Raw genomic sequence first — 18827 nt, forward strand, 5'->3', positions numbered from 1 at the left:
GCTTGTTGTTTAAAGTTAAATGTCTTGATTCGAGCAATTCATCAATAATAACTATTGAAACAGTAAATAACTGATATTCCTTGAGGCCATAACAAACGCCAAAAGAAAAGTGCTTACCGTATAACCTAGTGCAATCGACAGAAATAAATAGAGCACCCTAGCTTCGCGTATGTGCCCTTTCTTTATCCATTTTTCAATTCTGATGGCCTTCAAAGACCAAAAAGAAATAAAAATAAATAACATATGAGAGAGCAATACCATCACGCCGTTAAATAGTACCATGTCCACTTGCTGCACTCCTCCCATATTCTCAAACTATACTAACATAAATATTTTGAAAAAAAAACCAAGTTGGCGTTTTTTATGGACGAATACAGTAAAAATTCCATGAGAAAAACGTTTACAAAACTTTTCCCGATGCTGTATAATAATATGTTTCAATGTTACGGAATGAAATTGCAGGTTAATTCTATTAGATAATTCATTCCGCCAATTTGGCGAATGGCATCCCTGCATCCGAAACAAGTGAGCTTAGGGCATGAAAAAAAGCTCCAGGTCTGCGGCAACAGGTCAGGCCAAGCCCCAAAAAAATCCCCCAACTACAGTTTACAGCATCGAAAGCGGATTTTCGCGCATTTCCCAGCTGTTCATCCTCAAAAAAAAAAAACGCCCTAGCAGTAAGCTAGAACGTTCAAAAAATTTTGGCAGCCTTCGTATAAAAAGCCGTGGCCTCACTTTTTTATCTTGATCTGTTTTTTGAAACACCGATACGGTTAATAGCTTTGTTAAGTGCGATTTGGGCACGCTGGAATTCTTTTTCGTTCTTGATATTGCGGGCTTCTGCCATTTTTCTTTCGGCACGTTCTTTCGCAATTTCAGCGCGGTCAATATCAATATCCTTCTCGCGTTCTGCACTGTTCGCAATGATGTTCACAGCATTATCACGGACTTCCATGATGCCGCCGTTTACAGCTATGTGATTTTCACTATTGTCATCAGTTACTCTTGTAACTATCAAGTCTGCAATGGCTAAAGGAACAATGATAGGTGTATGATTCGGCAAAATTGTAATGCCACCATCCGTCGTTTTCGCACTCACTTGCTTGGCACGGTGCTTAAAGACGGTACCGTCAGGCGTCACAACATTAACTTGTAAGAATGCCATTTCATTCGCCTCCTTCATACCCTAGGTCTTTCGCTTTTGCTAATACTTCTTCGATCGTTCCAACGTTACGGAAAGCCTCTTCTGGAACGCCGTCATACTTGCCTTCGACGATCCCTTTGAAACCACGGATGGTTTCGCTGACCGGAACGTATGAGCCTGGAATACCGGTGAAGGATTCAGCCACATGGAAGTTTTGGGATAAGAAGAATTGGATTCTTCTCGCTCTGTTAACGGTTATTTTTTCCGAATCGGAAAGTTCGTCCATACCTAAAATAGCGATGATATCCTGCAATTCACGGTAACGTTGCAAAATGCGTTGTACCTGTGTCGCAACTTCATAATGTTCTGCCCCTACGATTTCAGGCGATAAAGCACTGGATGAAGAAGCCAATGGATCAACGGCAGGATAAATCCCTTGTTCGGTCAACTTTCTTTCCAAGTTCGTCGTCGCGTCCAGATGGGCGAATGTAGTTGCCGGCGCTGGATCGGTGTAGTCATCCGCGGGCACGTAAATCGCTTGAATGGATGTGATCGAACCATCTTTTGTAGAACTGATACGTTCCTGTAATTGTCCCATTTCAGTCGCTAACGTTGGTTGATACCCTACTGCGGAAGGCATACGGCCCAACAAGGCGGATACTTCCGAACCAGCTTGGGTAAACCGGTAAATATTATCGATGAATAATAGCACATCTTGTTTTTCTTCATCACGGAAATGTTCCGCCATCGTTAACCCGGTCAAAGCAACACGCATCCGCGCACCCGGTGGCTCATTCATTTGTCCGAATACCATGGCCGTTTTTTTGCCTACCCCGGATTCTTCCATTTCATGGATCAAGTCATTCCCTTCGCGGGTACGTTCCCCGACACCGGTAAAGACTGAAAGCCCGCCGTGTTGTTCCGCTACGTTATGGATCAGTTCCTGAATCAGTACGGTTTTGCCTACTCCGGCACCACCGAACAATCCGATTTTCCCGCCCTTCAAGTAAGGAGCCAACAAGTCGATAACTTTGATGCCTGTTTCCAATATTTCGAAGTTACTGCTTAACTGATCGAACGTTGGTGCTTTTCTATGGATGGATTCGCGACGAAAATCCGCTGGGAAATCCTCTTTTAAATCGATTGCCTCTCCCAATACATTGAAGACGCGACCTAAAGTTTCTGTCCCTACAGGGACCCGAATCGGTGCACCTGTATCGGTTACGACCATCCCTCTTTGCAATCCATCCGTCGATTCCATTGCAATCGCGCGGATGATACCATTCCCAAGTTCCAAAGAAACTTCTAAAATGATTGTATTTTCTTTACCTTCAGCGTCACTTTTTTGTACAACTAGGGCATTGCGAATATCCGGAACCCCTACTTCCAATGGGAAGCCAACGTCTACTACTGGCCCAATTACTTGTACGATATGACCTTTTTTCATGTTTTTATTCCTCCCATTTGTCAATCTTCTAATGCAGAAGCTCCGCCAACAATTTCCGTAATTTCCTGTGTGATTGCTGTCTGTCTTACCTGATTATATTTGATTGTCAAATCACTAATTATGTTTGTCGCATTATCTGTGGCACTCTTCATCGCAGTCATACGGGCCGCATGTTCTGATGCTTTGGCGTCAATAATTGCCCCATAAATCAAGCTTTCCGCATATTGAGGAAGCAGAATCTCCAAAATATCTTCTTTGGTGGGTTCAAATAAATATTCCACTGCATATCCGACGGCTTCATGAGAATCCAAATCGGTCAAAGGCAGCATTTTTTCAGCACGATACTCTGATATCAGGGCATTAACGTGATGATTGTAACAAACATATAATTCGTCAAAGTCACCATTACGGTACATTTCAACAGCTTTCATAACAATATCGCGCACTTCTTCAAAGGCAGGCTGATCTCCTAAATCTCTGATTTCGAACGGTACTTCGATACCATTCTTTTTTAAGTCATCCGCAACCGCTCCGCCGACCGAAAGAACAACATAGTCATTTTTCGATTCATGGTCTGTTGCAAACATTTGTTTCGTCGCCTTTAAGATGGAGGTATTATAACCTCCGGCTAAGCCTTTATCAGAAGATACAATCAGATAACCAGTCTTTTTGACTGGACGCTCAATCAACATATCATGAAAGTCAATTAAGTCTTGATTACCAGAAACCTTACGTCCGTGTTCCTCCAGAAATGAAAGTTGAGAGCTGGCTAAATGCGTAACGATTTCGCGGATCTTCGCTGCATATAGTTGATATCCTCTTACTTTTTGCTCTGCACGTATCAATTTGGAAGCGGACACCATTTGCATGGCACTTGTAATTTGACTTGTCTTTTTTGTGGAAGCGATTCGCTTCCGGATGTCTATTAAAGACGCTGCCATATTTTCACCTCAATCTTCATCGTTCAAACCGCAGCTAACTTACTCAGCATGGGGAACAAAAATACCTGCAAACGAACCCAAAGCTGCATCTAATTCTTCCGTAGGCGGCAAATCTTTTGTATCTATAATGATTTGCATCAGTTTCGGATAGGTTGAATGCATGTAGCTGAATAATTCACGTTCAAAACGCTCAATATCTTGGACCGGAACCTCATCGATGAAACCATGGGTCAAGGCATATAAGATAATGACTTGCTTTTCGACTTCAAGCGTTTTGTGCAGGTCTTGTTTTAGGATTTCAACTGTTCTACGACCACGGCTTAAGCGTTTTTGCGTAGATAAGTCCAAATCAGAACCGAACTGTGTAAAGGCTTCTAATTCACGATAACTTGCCAAATCGATACGGAGTGTACCGGATACTTTCTTCATTGCTTTGATTTGAGCCGAACCACCAACACGGGATACAGATAACCCGGCAGATAGCGCCGGACGAACGCCGGAGAAGAATAAATCGCTTTCCAAGAATATCTGTCCATCGGTAATCGAGATTACGTTTGTCGGGATATAGGCAGCTATATCGCCTGCTTGTGTTTCGACAATCGGAAAGGATGTGATGGATCCTCCACCTAAAGCATCGTTCAATTTTGCGGAACGTTCCAATAAACGGGAGTGCAAATAGAAAACATCCCCTGGGTAAGCTTCACGGCCTGGCGGACGACGCAAAAGCAAGGACATTTCACGGTATGCCGCCGCCTGTTTAGACAGGTCATCGTAAACGATCAAAACATGTTTGCCGTTATACATGAACTCCTCCGCCATCGCAGTCGCAGCATAAGGTGCAATGTACAGCATCGGTGCGGATTGAGAAGCACTAGCCGTAACGACGATGGTATAATCCATCGCATGATGTTTCTTCAGCGTTTCCGTTAAATTACGGACCGTAGATTCTTTTTGACCAATCGCTACATAGATGCAAATGACATCTTTGCCGCGTTGATTCAGAATGGCATCTACTGCGATGCTGGTTTTGCCGGTTTTGCGGTCACCGATAATCAATTCCCGTTGTCCTCGGCCAATCGGCACAAGTGCATCCAACGCTTTAATCCCCGTTTGCATAGGCTCACGTACAGATTGACGATCCATTACACCTGGTGCAGGAAATTCAACGGGGCGCATGCCTGTCGTTTCAATGTTTCCTTGACCATCCACCGGACGGCCCAACGAATCAACAACACGGCCGATCAAGGCTTCCCCTACAGGAACTTGCATAATCTTTCCGGTACGTTTGACGATATCGCCTTCATGAATATTTTCATAAGCTCCAAAAATGATAATCCCGACGTCTTCTTTTTCAAGGTTTTGCGCCATACCGATTGATCCATTACTGAATTCCAGCAATTCTCCGGACATTACATTTTCCAGACCCTTGGCACGGGCAATCCCATCCCCAAGATAGGTAACTTTACCTATTTCTTCAAATCCTGATACAGATTGAAAAGAGTCAATTCTTTGCTTAATTAAAGAACTTAAATCTTCCTTTACAGTAGCCACATTTTTCACCTCTTCAACCTATTAATCTTGTATGATATGTTTTTTCATTTCTTTCAGCTTTGTAACGATTGTATTATCAAAATAATGGTTTTCCGATTCTAAGCGAACCCCACCAACTACATCCGGATCCACTTTTTCTTTGACGAAGATTGTCGCTTCGCCAACTTTTGTTTGGAATTTCTTGAGAATCCGTAATTTTTGATCTTCGGATAGCGATACAGCTGAAGTCAATGTAACATTTACAAATTTTTCTTTGTTCTCATAAATCGCATTAAATTCTTCAATGGAAGTCAAAATACCTTCAGTGGTTACTTTTTCATCCAATCCGGCTAAAAATTCCAGTGTTTCCTTGGATAGATATTTAACAGCCTGTTGTAAACTTTCTTGTGTTGCGCGGTCGGACTGCGACGGATCGCCACTGCCGACTTGCGCAACGGAGATATTTACCAATTCTTTTAGCTGATTTAATTCAACATGAATCTTCTCAGCTTTTTTTGAATGATCCAGATCACTAAAATAGGCTTGTACATAGGCTTTCAATGAAGAAGTTGAATTCCCCTCTTTGCCCATATTATTCATCCAGCCCTTCAATGAATTTTTCAATCAATGTATTTTGATCCCTTTGGTTAATCTCTCTGTCAATTATTTTCCCAGCGATATCAACGGATAAGGCCCCGACTTCTGAACGCAAACTTTCAAGCGATTGTTTTCTCTCCAGTTCAATCTCTTTTTGTGTCAACACTTTGATTCTGATAGCATCTTCTTTGGCTTCTGTGATGATCCGTTGTTGCATCTCAGTGCCTTCAACCTGTGCACGGGTCAATATATCGTTCGCTTTGGCTGTCACTTCTTTTAGCTGTGCATCAGCAGCAGCTTTTTGCTTTTCAGCTTTTTCACGAGCAACTTCCGCTTTATCGATATTTGCATTAATCATTTCTTCTCGATCTGTAAGGACCTTCATCAAAGGGTGCCATGCAAACTTCTTGATGAGAGCCATTAAAATAAGAAATGACAGTAATGTTACGATAGTATCGCCTAAGGCTGTAATCTCTCCCAATACGAGATTGGCTGTCATTCTCATCCCTCCTGTAGTCGTTTCAATTCACCGTTCTTTAATTATTGAAAAATCAATAAGAAGGCTATTACAACTGCTATGATAGGGACTGCTTCAATCAAACCAACACCGATAAACATCAAAGTCTGTAATCTGTTTTGTAATTCTGGTTGTCTCGCGATCGCTTCAATCGTAGTAGAAATAACCCTTCCGTTTCCTAATGATGCGCCGATGGCTGCACCGGCAACCGCAATAGCAGCTCCTATAAAGTTCATAATAATATTTCTCCTTTTCCTATAAAAGTAATAAACTGCTCTTTTGTGATGCTCCTGATTCTGGCTTATTCATGCTCGATCTTATGCGCCAGATAAACCATTGTGAGTGTTGTAAAAACAAACGCTTGAATTGAACCGATAAAAATAGAAAAACCTTGCCACACGATTTGCAGTGGTATCCCGACAACCCATGTCAGCAACCCATATGAGTTTGCCAACGAAGCTATCAATCCTAACAAAATTTCACCTGCATAAATATTTCCGTAAAGACGAAGGCCCAGTGTCAATATGGTAGTGAATTCTTCCAATAATTTAATCGGCATAAGCAGTGCAACCGGACGAATATAACTGTTCAGGAAATATTCTTTAAACCCTTGTTCCTTCACCCCAAAATAATGGGTCAGTAAAACCACAAGCAATGCCAATGCTAATGTAACAATGGGGCTTGCCGTCGGGCTCTTCCAGTAGGAGTAGCCGTCAACATTCAGCATGAAAAACAAACCGAGCATATTCGCTACCCAAATGAATAGGAATATCGTAAAACCAAGCAAGTGAAATTGTTGTCCTTTTTTCCAATCCAGTGAATTTGATATTAGATTTCGAATAAAACCCACTAAATATTCAATCAGCAATTGACCTCTTGAAGAAGGCCGGACAGTTAATTTCCTGGTGCCTATAAAACAAAACAAGAATACAATAATACATGTTACAAGCACACTGATTATGATATTCAAACTGAAACCCAAACCCATAAGATGTATGACTTTTGATTCAGCTCTCAATACGTTCACCTCTTTTCAATCCAAATAAAAAACAGCTATACCTAGACCTATTTCATGCTCCATTATCATTAAAAGACGCGGTAAAGTAGACAACTGTTTCAGTTGTCTCCCCGATACTTTAGTCACAATATGTGGCTATTCATAAGTTTTTTGCATACCTGTTTGACATTGCCTATCATAACACCATAAAGTTTGAAATTCAAAAGAATTCTTGGCTTTATAAATATATTTTTCGTTTTTCTATGAAAATGATGAAAATAATCCAAAAAGCGTTGCTAAATTGCTTTTTCCAAAAAAAAAGGACTGAAGAAAATACTCTTCAGTCCTACATTTTTATGAAACCAACCGTTGAAAGCAACGCTTTTCATATCAATATGTTGATTTTTGTCATGAAAGCAAACGAAAATTGTTCAAGTTGCTGATAATCGACTATTTCGTACCGAATAGACGGTCGCCCGCATCCCCTAAACCGGGAAGGATATAGCTGTTCTCATCCAATCTTTCATCCAATGCCGCTGCGTAGATGTCCACATCCGGATAAGCTGTATGCAACGCATTCACTCCTTCCGGAGCTGCCACTAGGCAGATGAATTTGATGGAAGATGGCGCTGCGCCTCTTTTCACCAATGCTTCAATAGCTGCAATGGCCGATCCGCCGGTTGCAAGCATCGGATCCACGATGAACAATTGGCGTTCTTGGATATCTGTCGGCAATTTAACGAAATACTCAACCGGCTCCAATGTTTCGTGGTCTCTATACATACCGATATGCCCCACTTTTGCTGCTGGTAACATAGCCAAAAAGCCGTCAACCATTCCAAGTCCTGCACGCAGAATAGGGATAATCGCCACTTTTTTCCCGCTTAGCGTTTTTTGAGTCGTTTTCACTAACGGAGTCTCAATTTCAATATCTTCCAAAGGCATGTCTCTTGTGACTTCATACGCCATCAACATGGCTATTTCGCTTACTACCTCCCGAAATACTTTTGTACCGCAATCTTTTTCGCGGATGATCGTTAATTTGTGTTGGATCAACGGATGATCCATTACATGAAATTCTCCCATAATTTTCAGCCTCACTTTTCATTTTTGCTCAATCCATTGTAAAGGAAATATCCTTCAAAAGCCAGTAAAAGACACCTTACATTAGAAAAGCCTAACGTTTGTTGCTACATCAAGACACCCTCTGGCGCATGCCATTTTTATTTTTGATGTTTTAGGCCTGACTGCATAAAAAATACCCCGTCGATAGATGCTCTCTATGCTGACGGGGTATGAAGCCTATTATTTTGAAGAAACAATTTCTTTACTATGCAAAGGGAACGCTTTCGTGATCGCTCTTACTTCCGCTCTCACTTTGTCCAAAGCAAGTTCATCAGTTGCGTTATTGATTGTTTCTATGATCAATTCAGCGATTTTGCGCGCTTCGTTTTCTTTGATTCCACGTGTTGTGATGGCAGGTGTACCGACACGGATACCACTCGTTTTGTTCGGTCCCAGTTTTTCGAATGGAATCGAATTTTTGTTTACGGTGATGCCGACCGTATCCAATAATTTCTCCACTTGTTTTCCGTTCAAGCCTGTACCGGTAACATCCAACAGCAATAAGTGGTTGTCGGTTCCGCCGCTGATGACGCGCAGATCGGAAGTATTGAAGACGTCCGCCATCGCTTGCGCATTCTTGACGACTTGGCCGATGTACTCTTTATATTCCGGTGCGGCCGCTTCACGGAATGCCACCGCTTTGGCTGCAATGACGTGCTCCAACGGGCCGCCTTGGATACCAGGGAAAACGGCACTGTTCAGCTTTTTACCGAATTCGGCGTTAGCTAAAATAACCCCTCCGCGAGGTCCACGTAATGTTTTATGTGTTGTCGAGGTAACGACATGCGCATATTCAACAGGGTTTTGATGGTGGCCCGTTGCACAAAGTCCTGCAATATGAGCCATATCGACCATCAGGTACGCGCCTACTTCGTCTGCGATTTCTCTCAAACGTTTAAAGCCGATGGCGCGAGGGTATGCACTTGCGCCCGCTACGATCAATTTAGGCTGCTCTTTCACTGCGATTTCTCTTACGACATCATAATCGATGATTTCAGTCTCTGGATCGACGCCATAGGCAACAAATTCATATGTTTGGCCGCTGAAGTTAACGGAAGCCCCATGTGTTAAATGTCCGCCATGGCTAAGATCCATCCCTAAGATCTTATCGCCAGGCTGAACCAATGCGCGGTAAGCGGCCATGTTCGCTTGTGAACCGGAATGCGGTTGAACGTTTACATATTCGGCTCCGAATAATGCTTTCAGGCGATCAATCGCCAAATTTTCAACGACATCCACAAATTCACAGCCGCCGTAATAGCGGTGCCCAGGATAACCTTCGGCATATTTATTTGTTAAAACGCTACCTTGCGCTCTTAATACGTCTTCGGAAACAAAATTCTCGGATGCAATCAATTCGATTCCATTCTCTTGTCTTTCGCGTTCTTTTTCAATTGCATCAAATAACTCTTTATCCATATTTGCACCGTCCATTACTTTAGTTTTGAGTTGAAAATATTACTGGAAAAATATAAGTAGAGTATAGCACAGATTCCATGAAAGGAAAGCAGATTATGCTCACGATTCAAAAGAAACAACCAAACCCCTTCGATTCGCCGCTTATTTCCGAACGAAATGCTTTTTAAACCGGATATTTTTCGGAGGATGCCTTCTCCAGCCTATTCATGAAAGCTATTCCGATACCCTCTTTTTCATAGGCTTCCGCCAGAATCACTTGCACGGATTGCTCATCCATGTAGCGGAGTCCTGCATAGAGGCGTTGGGACGCGCGTTGCGGTTCCGCTTTTGCCCCCAACGAATAGACGGCATCCGCTTCATCGCGATAGCGATCGAGCAGTTCTTCGGAAGCCAGTATGCCGATGCGTTTGCCTTCGCTTCTGTACTTAGCGATCACGACATCCCACTTTTCCGCACCGCCCTCGATCAAAATGACCGGTTGGGCAGGAGCGTAATGCTGATATTTCATCCCTGGCGCTTTCGGTGCCTCGCCATCTTTCGCTGCCGTCTCAAGATCTGCGAGTCTCCCCACAACCTGCTCCAGCTCCTCCTTGGTGATGGCGCCGGGACGCAGGATCACCAATCCGGCCTCGTTCGTCAAATCCAAAACCGTCGACTCCAAGCCGATGTCCGTTTCGCCGCCATCCACAATACCGGCAATTTTCCCGTCGAAATCATGCAGAACATGCTGCGCCGTTGTCGGGCTCGGCTTTCCTGAAGTGTTTGCGCTGGGGCCTACCAAGGGGAATCCTGTTTGCCGGATAAGTTCCAATGTCTGTTCTTGATCGGGCATCCTTAGCGCTACCGTCGTGTGCCCGGCCGTAACCGTAGGAGCGAAGACCCCTTCCCTCATCGGGAAAATGAGCGTAAGCGGACCCGGCCAAAAGGCATCCATCAAGGCTTGCGCTTTTTCCGGGACACCGGCGACAAATTTTGCGATGTCCTTATCGGCTACGTGCACAATCAAGGGATTGTCGCTGGGCCTTCCCTTTACGGCATAAACATTTTTGACCGCTTGGTCGTTGGAAGCGATAGCTCCCAAGCCATAGACCGTCTCGGTAGGGAAGGCGATCAGTTCGCCCTCCCTTAATTTTTGTGCCGCTTCGGCAATGGTTGTACGACCGTATATTTTTGTTTCCAAGTTCCTGCTCCTTTCCGTGCTGCCACGCAATGAAATTTAAACGAGGCCGAGACAAAAGTCCCGGCCTCAGTGCGTTGTGCTGCGATCCTGTTGAGTAGTCGAGTCCAAAAAGCTGTATCGGCTTGCATTTTTATCTCATTCTATCAGTGTTTTGCAGCTGATCGATCTTTCATCGTGTTTCCGTCGGTCACTCGCTTTTCAGCAACGCGCTTATTTCACGATGAGCATCCTGTCCAATCCGGACAAGTCTTTTTCAATGGTGACTGTTTTGTCGGGGAAAGCCTGCTTGTAGAGTGCCAGCAATTTATCACCCTGTTTGAAGCCGATTTCCATAAACAGACAGCCATCTGTCTTTAAATAGAACGGCAGCTCAAATGCCATTTTTTCATAGAGGTCCAGACCATTGTTTTCAGCAAATAATGCGGTATGCGGTTCATATTCCAAAACCGATTTATCCATCAAGTGAATTTCATCTTCTCCTATATAAGGGGGATTGCTGATGATGCAATCAAAGGTCTCCAATTGCACCGGCTCCAGCAGGTTCCCCTTCAGGAAACGGATCTCGGCATGTAATTGTTTCGCGTTCTCTTGCGCTACCGCAAGTGCGGATTCGGAAATATCGATGGCCGTCACGTCATCTTGCGGGCGTTCTTTCTTCATCGCAATGGCAATGGCGCCCGATCCGGTTCCGATATCCAATACTTTTTGCGGGCCTTTCCCTTCTAGCGCGGCTAATGCTCTTTGCACCAGTTCTTCCGTTTCAGGACGCGGTATCAAGGTCGCTTCCGTCACTTTCAATGGATAGCCGTAAAACCATTCCACACCGACAATGTATTGGATCGGTTTGCCGGCGATATATTCATTCAGGTCGCTCAGATATTGCTTGTGTTCCTCGTCCGAAATGGTTTCCGTGAAACGCATCAAAAGATCCGTTTTGGTCCATCCGAGTCGGTCCAACAAGAGACGTTCCGCACCCTGTGGACTTTTGTCGTTTTGTTCAAGATAAAGAGCGGCATTCTGCAATGCCTGTTGGTAGGTTAAGCCTTTAGATGCCACCATTGTTTAACAACTCCAGTTGTTGCGTTTGGTCCGACATGATCAACGCATCGAAGATTTCGTCCATCTTGCCGTTCAAAATGATATCCAATTTTTGCAGCGTCAAGCCGATACGGTGATCGGTCACTCGGTTTTGAGGGAAGTTATAGGTACGGATCCGTTCAGAACGATCCCCGGTTCCGACAGCAGATTTGCGGGTCGCATCGTATTCCGATTGTGCGTCGGATGAAATTTTATCGTATACGCGGGCGCGCAAAATCTTCATCGCCTTCTCACGGTTTTTGATCTGCGAGCGTTCATCCTGCATCGCAACGACAATCCCTGTCGGCAAATGGGTTAAACGGACTGCTGAAGCGGTCTTGTTGACGTGTTGTCCACCGGCTCCGCTGGCATGATAGATGTCTATACGGATATCTTTATCCGCCATATCGATCTCCACTTCTTCCGCTTCCGGCATAACAACAACTGTAGCTGTAGAGGTATGCACGCGCCCTTGGGATTCCGTTTCCGGAACACGTTGCACGCGGTGAGCGCCGCTCTCGTACTTCAATTTTGAGTATACGCCTGAACCGGTGATCATCAAAATGATTTCTTTGTAGCCACCGATACCGGTGATATTGGCATCCATCACTTCGACTTTCCAGCCTTGGCTTTCAGCGTATTTGCTGTACATGCTGAACAGACTGCCGGCAAACAAGGCCGCTTCGTCCCCACCTGCAGCACCGCGGATTTCCATGATGATGTTTTTGCCGTCGTTAGGGTCTTCGGGAAGCAGCAACAGTTTGATTTTTTCTTCCAAATCAGCTTTCTCTTTCTTCAAGCTGCTCAATTCTTCTTTCGCCATTGTGGCCATTTCATCATCCAAATTTTCGGAAAGCATTTCTTCCGTGTCGGCTATGTCGGCCTCCACTTGTTTATAATGACGGTACGTGGCGACTTTTTCGCGCAGGCCCGCTTCTTCTTTCGACAGTTCCATCAATCGTTTTATGTCAGAGATGACCGATGGGTCGCTCAATAGTTCCCCAAGTTCCTCATAGCGGATGATGAATGCTTCTAATTGATCATACATATTTTCTCAAAACTCCTCTTTATTTAAATGATCTCGATTTTCGCACCGTTAATCCAACGGCGGATGATGATAGTGTTTGCGGCAGACCGGTAGATAGGCTTCATTGCCGCCGATTTGGATTTGTTCACCTGTATAGACTGGCTTGCCATCGACAACGCGCATATTCATGCTCGCTTTTTTGTGGCAATACCAGCAGATGGTTTTTATTTCTTCTATTTTATCCGCATAAAGCAAGAGATATTTCGAACCTTCAAACAGCTCATTCAGAAAATCATTTTTCAGCCCAAACGCCATCACCGGAATATCCAATTCATCCACAATGGTCGCTAATTGGATGACATGGTCTTTGGATAAAAACTGAGATTCATCCACCAAAACGCAGGAAGGTTTGACAGGATTACCCTTTACTTCTTCGAAGATGTCCGTATCTTCCGTCACTGGAAACGCCTGACGCTTCAAACCAATCCGGCTTGATACATAACCGACTTCATCTCTGTCGTCGATTGCGCTGGTAAAAATCATTACGGATTTGTTCTGTTCTTCATAATTATAGGCAACTTTGAGGATTTCGATCGATTTCCCGCTGTTCATTGCGCCATATTTAAAAAATAATTGTGCCATCATTTCCGCCTTTCCAAAAGAATACCAAGAAACTTCTTAGATAAATATAGTAGATAAAAATTTATTGCAAAAAGAAAGGAGGCCTTTTAGCCATCCGTCCCCCAACATCTATTATCTCAAACCCATCTTTCCAGAGATAAAAAAACTGAATAACATCCCGTATAATAATAGTAGGAAATAACGCCAAAGTCAATAAGATTCACTCTTCACCCGGCCTTCATCCCTGTGCAATCCCGGAAGAGCAGCCGATCGATTTTTGATATCCGCTTCTAAGCGGCGCATACCTTCCAAATCTTTGATTCGGTGGATACGTTCAGGCACTATCGCTGTTTTTCACTTTCTGCTATACTTACGGTATCGAAAACAGCTAGTTTTATGCTATGATGGCAAGAGATATTATTAGTAAGGAGCGAATTTATTTGAGTATCCGCGGAACTATAGCAATCAACATCGGCAAGCTTACCCAATGGGGACTTCAAACATTTACAAAAGGTGGCACAAGCCTCCCTGGTAAATTAGCGGTTAAATTGGATCCAGACGTATTGAAACATCTATCCGAGAATTTTGATGTAGTCATCATAACAGGAACCAACGGCAAAACGCTGACGACATCCTTGACCTATCATGTCCTGCAACAAAAATTCCCGAACATCTTGACCAATCCTACCGGTGCGAATATGGAACAAGGCATCATTTCAACTTTTTTGGATGGCTATTCCAGAAAAGTGAAGCATGAAAAAGGCCTTGCCGTACTCGAAGTCGATGAAGCCAGCTTGGTGAAAGTAACCAAGTTCATCAAGCCGAAAGTCATCGTGAATACGAACGTCTTCCGTGACCAGATGGATCGTTTCGGTGAAATCTACACAATCTATCAAAAAATGGTCGACGGCGCTGCCTTAGCACCTGATGCCGTCATCCTCGCGAACGGGGACAGCCCCATTTTCCATTCCAAAGAATTGGTGAATAAACAAATCTATTTCGGATTCAATCACGAGCCGGATGGAGATACGGCTGCCCACTACAATACCGACGGCGTCCTCTGCCCGAATTGCCAACATATTTTGCGCTATAAGTTCAATACCTACAGCAATCTGGGGAAATACTACTGTCCGCATTGCGATTTCAAGCGTCCGGAACTGACTTATGCGGTCACGAAAGTGAACAAGTTGACGCACAACTCTTCTTCCTTTGAAATCGATGGACATCCCTTCACGACGAACGTGGCCGGCTTGTACAATGTATATAATGCGCTGGCCGCCTATTCCGTCGGTCGCTACTTCGGGTTGACGCCGGAACAGATCCAAGCCGGTTTTTCTGCGGCCCAACAAAAATTTGGCCGCCAAGAAACCATTAAGGTCGATGATAAGGAAATCATTTTGAATCTGATCAAAAACCCGGTCGGCTTGAACCAGGTCATCGATTTGTTGAACTACGAGGAGGATCCCTTCAGCGTCGTCTCGATCCTGAACGACCGCCCTGCGGATGGAACGGATGTCAGCTGGATTTGGGACGGGAATTATGAAAAATTGTTGGACTTCGACATCCCGAAAGTCACGGTGAGCGGCATCCGCCATAAAGAGCTTACGCTGCGCATGAAAGTCGCCGGTATCCCGGAAGACCGATTGACGGTCCTGCCGGAAGTGACGGATGTCATCAAGGAATTTAAGAAAGCACCCACGAAAAAAATATACGTATTGGCCACTTACACAGCCGTTCTGCAATTGCGCAAAGAATTGGCGAATCAAGGCTATATCGCTGAAAGGATGAAATAGATGAAATTACGCATCTGCCACCTATACGGCAATCTGTTAAATACTTATGGCGATAACGGCAATCTTTTGATGCTGCAATATTGCGCACGCGAAAAAGGCATCGACTTCGAGACGGAAATCGTCAGCCTAGATCAGCCCTTTGAGGCGGATAAATACGATTTGGTCTTTTTCGGCGGCGGCCAGGATTATGAACAATTCATCGTTTCCAAAGACATCAAAAGCAAAGCCGTCCAGATCAAGGAATATATCGAAAATGACGGCGTCGTACTTGCAATCTGCGGCGGCTACCAATTACTGGGCCACTATTACATGGACGCTTCCGGTAAAAAAATCGATGGCATCGGCGCACTTGATTACTACACGCTCAGCCAAGACAATAACCGATTCATCGGTGACATCACGATTCATAGCGATGAATTCAACGAAACCTATGAAGGCTTCGAAAACCACAACGGCCGAACCTTCTTGGGCGAAAGCATGAAGCCGCTCGGAATGGTCCAAAAAGGTATGGGCAACAACGGCGAGGACAAGACCGAAGGCGCCCGTTACAAAAATGTCTTCTGTTCCTATTTTCACGGCCCGCTTTTGGTCAGGAACATCCATCTCGCCAATCGCATCATCGATTTAGCGGTAGCGGAGCACAACAACAAACTGGCTGTAAAATAAGAAAAGCGGACCAAGCCCGCCCTGCCTCGACTAGTAAGGAAACACTGTGACCAAAAAGCGGTCAAGTGTATCATGCCTCTAAGCGGTTGAAATCGCAAGAGTCATGACAATTTAGGAAATCTGGAACGAAGCAACGCTCCTTGCAGTCGCCTTGTACTGGTAGTCTAAGGGGGAAATCCCCAAGACTACCATGCAAATGAGCATACTGCGCAATTGCTGAGAGACTTCCTGCACCAGCAGGTTAGTCGAACAGTATGTCTTGGCTCGCAGAGCCAAGAGGAACCCTTCATCTTTACTCCGAGAGGCAGGCTTGGAACGCTAGACATCATGTGGTGGCACGAAACACATCGGGAACCTTTGAAACACTTGCAATGATGCGCTTCTCATATGAAAGAAATTCATAATTTCTCAATTGTTAAAAAATGAAGCTGGCCGGAAGACAAAATCTTCCGACCAGCTTCATTTTTTTATCAGTCCATCGCAAAAGACAGGAGCAGCATCAGGACGATGAACAGCAGTATGCCTGCTACAAAAAACCAGGCTTGCCATCGTGCCATATTCATCGTGCTGCCGATTCCGAATCGCTTCTCGACGAATATCGACGGATCATTCGGATTGTAATACCATACGCCCCATTTCCAATAGTCCTCTTCATCCACTTCGGCAACGTCATCAGGTAATTCACCTGCTTCATGCAGAAATAATTTTTCCCCGCCCTGTCCATATTTCCACGTCAGATACAGGCTGTAGCCCATGATGATGATGACGTATGGGATGGTTATCCCGATGACCCATTCAGCGCCCGAATCCGCAAAGAACAGACTGAAGAAATGAATGCCGCTTAACAGTAGCTGCGTCAAGATGCTCACCACCAGGAAGTAATAGGACCACGCCTGTCTGAACAGTTTGCTCTGTTTACTGGATAAGTCGGATAGATAGGGCGATAGTTTTTGTTTTGATTTGATGAAGGAGTAATGGCTGAAAAAAAGAACGGGTATCATGAACAATTGCATCACCGGTAACATCAGCACCGACAAATAGGATTTGTCGACGATCCGATCCGGTTCGTTGGCGCTGTTCCAATGGACGGGAAAACGTTCCGGAATCGCATCATAATAATAGAGCGTAATGCCGACCGTCACCAACACGATGAATAATTGGGCAATCACAAAAACACCATTGGAAATGACCTTCAGATCCTTCTGATAGGAAGTATCGATGACAATCTTCTCCATTTTCGGTTCCGTCTTGATGTTGTTCGCCTTTTTCCATGCGCGTATCTTCTTCCGCTTTTGGAGATACAGCACAAAAGAAATGATCAGGTACACAAGCATCGCTGCAGTCACGTAAATACTGCTGATCATTTCCGCCTGCCGCAAATCATCCAGCCGTAAAAACAACAGGATCGGCAAGGCGAAAAGGATGCTGATGATGATGTTTTGATAGAGATATTCTTTTTTCAATCTGACGATATAGTTGTCTTCCTGATGGGCCGTCGGAACCGTCACTCCGAAGGGAGCACCTTTCCTGCTGTAGAATGGGGTAATCCCATTGACGAAGCCCAAAATGAAGAACAAGACAAACATGAATAAACTGAAAGCCAACATATTCATTTCCCCTCGCTGTTAAAGTCTTTTTCGATTGTATCCGACCATTCCTCGAAAGTCTCGTCGGAAATCGCATAGATTTTTTTGTCGATCATGATTTCCTGGAGCTTTTCCTGAAGGAATGCCTGCAGTTTATCATCCGCTACAATGGCGGTCTTTTCTCTTACAAAATAGCCTTTTTTGTTTTTTTCCAGGACGCCTTCCTCCACCAACAGGTTATACGCTTTATTGACAGTGTGCATATTTATCCCCAAATCCCCCGCAAGACTGCGGACACTCGGCAAGCCCTCGCCGAAGCCCCACTCCCTTTTGACGATTCCTTTTTTTATTTGATACATCACTTGCGTATAGATGGGTGTATCGCTGTTGGGCATTATTTCTATAAACATGCTCGTCCCCTCCTGTTTGTTATATAACGAGTATAACACTTTTGCAGAATGAATCAATAAAAAAGCTGGAATTATCTAAAAAAAGGCCCCTGCAGAAGATCACTGATTATAGTGTCCTCTGTAGGGGGCCTTTTTATTCCACCGACCTTTTTCAGCAGCTTCGTTCTCCAACGAATGCTTTTGGTGGTTCACTTTGCATAATAGGCTTGCACACAATTCTCTATGACGACGGACGTATCGCACAGCATGTCGACCGGATGCTGTTTTTGGCGTTGGAATGCTGACACGAGCATAAGTACCGGTATCGTCTTGAGGATGTAGCGGCCGACGACCTCCCTCAAAAGGACGGTTGCCCAACTTAGATTCTCTTCATTGAAGCAAACCACACGTATCCCGAAGATCATCTTCCCGATGGTCTGTCCGTTCGTAAATTTTGTCGTCAAAACAAAGTAGGCAAGGTACAGCAGCAAATTTGCAAGCATGAAGGGAGAAAAAGCGCCCCGGTCATAAATGGAAACGCCCAACAAGATGAACAGCGGCTTGATGAGGATGGCGGCAAGGGCGTAGATCAGCAGCAAATCAAGCAAATAGGCTGCTAGTCTGATCCAAAATCCGGCATAGAAATAATCGGGAAAGCGATGAAACGGCCGTTCTTTCTCTTCCGTAAGCCTGTTCTCCTCATCCCATTTCAGTTTCTTTTGCTGGATAGCGGCGAGACGTTCCTGCTGATTTTTTTGGCTTTCATCCACA

At 44.5% G+C, this 18827-nt stretch carries 20 protein-coding genes; 2 read left to right on the forward strand and 18 right to left on the reverse strand.

The features are described from left to right. Positions 1–51 precede the first annotated feature (51 nt). From BM101_RS01765 to BM101_RS01840, 15 genes are all read right to left on the reverse strand, one after another. Positions 52–306: a DUF1146 family protein gene (locus BM101_RS01765; RefSeq protein WP_322787170.1), complete on the reverse strand. Its 255-nt coding sequence runs from the start codon at positions 304–306 to the stop codon at positions 52–54. Positions 307–739: 433 nt separating this feature from the next. Then, positions 740–1165 carry a F0F1 ATP synthase subunit epsilon gene (locus BM101_RS01770; protein WP_087030125.1) on the reverse strand — a complete coding sequence of 142 codons (426 nt, stop codon included), beginning with the start codon at positions 1163–1165 and terminating at the stop codon, positions 740–742. Position 1166: 1 nt separating this feature from the next. After that, positions 1167–2591, reverse strand: a complete 1425-nt coding sequence (gene atpD, locus BM101_RS01775) for a F0F1 ATP synthase subunit beta (protein WP_087030123.1) — start codon at positions 2589–2591, stop codon at positions 1167–1169. Between the two features lie 20 nt (positions 2592–2611). Next, complete coding sequence (locus tag BM101_RS01780; protein WP_087030120.1) at positions 2612–3532, reverse strand: F0F1 ATP synthase subunit gamma; 921 nt, start codon at positions 3530–3532, stop codon at positions 2612–2614. A gap of 39 nt (positions 3533–3571) precedes the next feature. Further along, on the reverse strand, positions 3572–5083 hold the full coding sequence (atpA, locus tag BM101_RS01785) for a F0F1 ATP synthase subunit alpha (RefSeq protein ID WP_087030118.1): 1512 nt from the start codon (positions 5081–5083) through the stop codon (positions 3572–3574). A 21-nt stretch (positions 5084–5104) separates the two neighbouring features. Beyond that, positions 5105–5662, reverse strand: coding sequence for an ATP synthase F1 subunit delta (atpH, locus tag BM101_RS01790; protein WP_087030115.1), 558 nt, complete (start codon positions 5660–5662; stop codon positions 5105–5107). Further along, positions 5655–6158, reverse strand: coding sequence for a F0F1 ATP synthase subunit B (atpF, locus tag BM101_RS01795; protein ID WP_177194323.1), 504 nt, complete (start codon positions 6156–6158; stop codon positions 5655–5657). The genes atpH and atpF overlap by 8 nt, the downstream gene beginning before the upstream one ends. A 41-nt stretch (positions 6159–6199) precedes the next feature. Beyond that, positions 6200–6412, reverse strand: a complete 213-nt coding sequence (atpE, locus tag BM101_RS01800) for a F0F1 ATP synthase subunit C (RefSeq protein WP_087030109.1) — start codon at positions 6410–6412, stop codon at positions 6200–6202. A 65-nt stretch (positions 6413–6477) separates the two neighbouring features. Then, complete coding sequence (gene atpB / locus BM101_RS01805; protein WP_087030106.1) at positions 6478–7194, reverse strand: F0F1 ATP synthase subunit A; 717 nt, start codon at positions 7192–7194, stop codon at positions 6478–6480. Positions 7195–7623: 429 nt separating this feature from the next. Next, a complete protein-coding gene (upp, locus tag BM101_RS01815) occupies positions 7624–8259 on the reverse strand; it encodes a uracil phosphoribosyltransferase (RefSeq protein WP_087030100.1) in 636 nt (211 codons plus the stop codon). 219 nt (positions 8260–8478) lie between these two features. After that, a complete protein-coding gene (gene glyA / locus BM101_RS01820) occupies positions 8479–9732 on the reverse strand; it encodes a serine hydroxymethyltransferase (RefSeq protein ID WP_087030098.1) in 1254 nt (417 codons plus the stop codon). A 148-nt stretch (positions 9733–9880) separates the two neighbouring features. Beyond that, positions 9881–10897 carry an L-threonylcarbamoyladenylate synthase gene (locus BM101_RS01825; RefSeq protein ID WP_087030096.1) on the reverse strand — a complete coding sequence of 339 codons (1017 nt, stop codon included), beginning with the start codon at positions 10895–10897 and terminating at the stop codon, positions 9881–9883. Positions 10898–11107: 210 nt separating this feature from the next. Next, positions 11108–11956 carry a peptide chain release factor N(5)-glutamine methyltransferase gene (gene prmC / locus BM101_RS01830; protein WP_087030093.1) on the reverse strand — a complete coding sequence of 283 codons (849 nt, stop codon included), beginning with the start codon at positions 11954–11956 and terminating at the stop codon, positions 11108–11110. Further along, complete coding sequence (gene prfA, locus BM101_RS01835; RefSeq protein ID WP_087030091.1) at positions 11943–13022, reverse strand: peptide chain release factor 1; 1080 nt, start codon at positions 13020–13022, stop codon at positions 11943–11945. The genes prmC and prfA overlap by 14 nt, the downstream gene beginning before the upstream one ends. A gap of 48 nt (positions 13023–13070) precedes the next feature. After that, the gene (locus BM101_RS01840) at positions 13071–13643 is read right to left on the reverse strand and encodes a thymidine kinase (RefSeq protein ID WP_087030930.1); all 573 of its coding nucleotides are present in this window, start codon (positions 13641–13643) and stop codon (positions 13071–13073) included. A gap of 419 nt (positions 13644–14062) precedes the next feature. Here BM101_RS01840 and BM101_RS01845 point away from each other — a divergent pair, with 419 nt between their 5' ends. Both BM101_RS01845 and BM101_RS01850 read left to right on the forward strand, forming a co-directional pair. Then, positions 14063–15415, forward strand: a complete 1353-nt coding sequence (locus BM101_RS01845) for a Mur ligase family protein (protein ID WP_093399820.1) — start codon at positions 14063–14065, stop codon at positions 15413–15415. Then, on the forward strand, positions 15416–16081 hold the full coding sequence (locus tag BM101_RS01850; RefSeq protein WP_093399821.1) for a type 1 glutamine amidotransferase: 666 nt from the start codon (positions 15416–15418) through the stop codon (positions 16079–16081). Between the two features lie 470 nt (positions 16082–16551). Here the strand turns inward: BM101_RS01850 and BM101_RS01855 are convergent, their stop codons facing one another. The 3 genes from BM101_RS01855 to BM101_RS01865 all read right to left on the reverse strand — a co-directional run bounded on the left by BM101_RS01855 (position 16552) and on the right by BM101_RS01865 (position 18826). Further along, positions 16552–17688, reverse strand: coding sequence for a DUF1648 domain-containing protein (locus BM101_RS01855; protein WP_179193081.1), 1137 nt, complete (start codon positions 17686–17688; stop codon positions 16552–16554). A 2-nt stretch (positions 17689–17690) separates the two neighbouring features. Continuing rightward, the gene (locus BM101_RS01860; RefSeq protein WP_087030085.1) at positions 17691–18077 is read right to left on the reverse strand and encodes a GntR family transcriptional regulator; all 387 of its coding nucleotides are present in this window, start codon (positions 18075–18077) and stop codon (positions 17691–17693) included. A gap of 188 nt (positions 18078–18265) precedes the next feature. After that, positions 18266–18826 (reverse strand): RDD family protein, encoded by a 561-nt coding sequence (locus BM101_RS01865; RefSeq protein ID WP_245825561.1) that lies wholly within the window; start codon positions 18824–18826, stop codon positions 18266–18268. Position 18827: the final 1 nt, after the last annotated feature.

Origin of the sequence: Trichococcus palustris, assembly GCF_900114465.1 — a bacterium.
In the GTDB taxonomy this organism is placed as follows: domain Bacteria; phylum Bacillota; class Bacilli; order Lactobacillales; family Aerococcaceae; genus Trichococcus; species Trichococcus palustris.

Bases quoted from the DNA above. Each gene is read 5' to 3' on its own strand.
- BM101_RS01765 (WP_322787170.1), bottom strand. From the start codon at position 306: ATGGGAGGAGTGCAGCAAGTGGACATGGTACTATTTAACGGCGTGATG.
- BM101_RS01770 (WP_087030125.1), bottom strand. From the start codon at position 1,165: ATGGCATTCTTACAAGTTAATGTTGTGACGCCTGACGGTACCGTCTTT.
- atpD (WP_087030123.1), bottom strand. From the start codon at position 2,591: ATGAAAAAAGGTCATATCGTACAAGTAATTGGGCCAGTAGTAGACGTT.
- BM101_RS01780 (WP_087030120.1), bottom strand. From the start codon at position 3,532: ATGGCAGCGTCTTTAATAGACATCCGGAAGCGAATCGCTTCCACAAAA.
- atpH (WP_087030115.1), bottom strand. From the start codon at position 5,662: ATGAATAATATGGGCAAAGAGGGGAATTCAACTTCTTCATTGAAAGCC.
- atpF (WP_177194323.1), bottom strand. From the start codon at position 6,158: ATGACAGCCAATCTCGTATTGGGAGAGATTACAGCCTTAGGCGATACT.
- atpE (WP_087030109.1), bottom strand. From the start codon at position 6,412: ATGAACTTTATAGGAGCTGCTATTGCGGTTGCCGGTGCAGCCATCGGC.
- upp (WP_087030100.1), bottom strand. From the start codon at position 8,259: ATGGGAGAATTTCATGTAATGGATCATCCGTTGATCCAACACAAATTA.
- glyA (WP_087030098.1), bottom strand. From the start codon at position 9,732: ATGGACGGTGCAAATATGGATAAAGAGTTATTTGATGCAATTGAAAAA.
- prmC (WP_087030093.1), bottom strand. From the start codon at position 11,956: ATGGTGGCATCTAAAGGCTTAACCTACCAACAGGCATTGCAGAATGCC.
- prfA (WP_087030091.1), bottom strand. From the start codon at position 13,022: ATGTATGATCAATTAGAAGCATTCATCATCCGCTATGAGGAACTTGGG.
- BM101_RS01840 (WP_087030930.1), bottom strand. From the start codon at position 13,643: ATGGCACAATTATTTTTTAAATATGGCGCAATGAACAGCGGGAAATCG.
- BM101_RS01850 (WP_093399821.1), top strand. From the start codon at position 15,416: ATGAAATTACGCATCTGCCACCTATACGGCAATCTGTTAAATACTTAT.
- BM101_RS01855 (WP_179193081.1), bottom strand. From the start codon at position 17,688: ATGTTGGCTTTCAGTTTATTCATGTTTGTCTTGTTCTTCATTTTGGGC.
- BM101_RS01860 (WP_087030085.1), bottom strand. From the start codon at position 18,077: ATGTTTATAGAAATAATGCCCAACAGCGATACACCCATCTATACGCAA.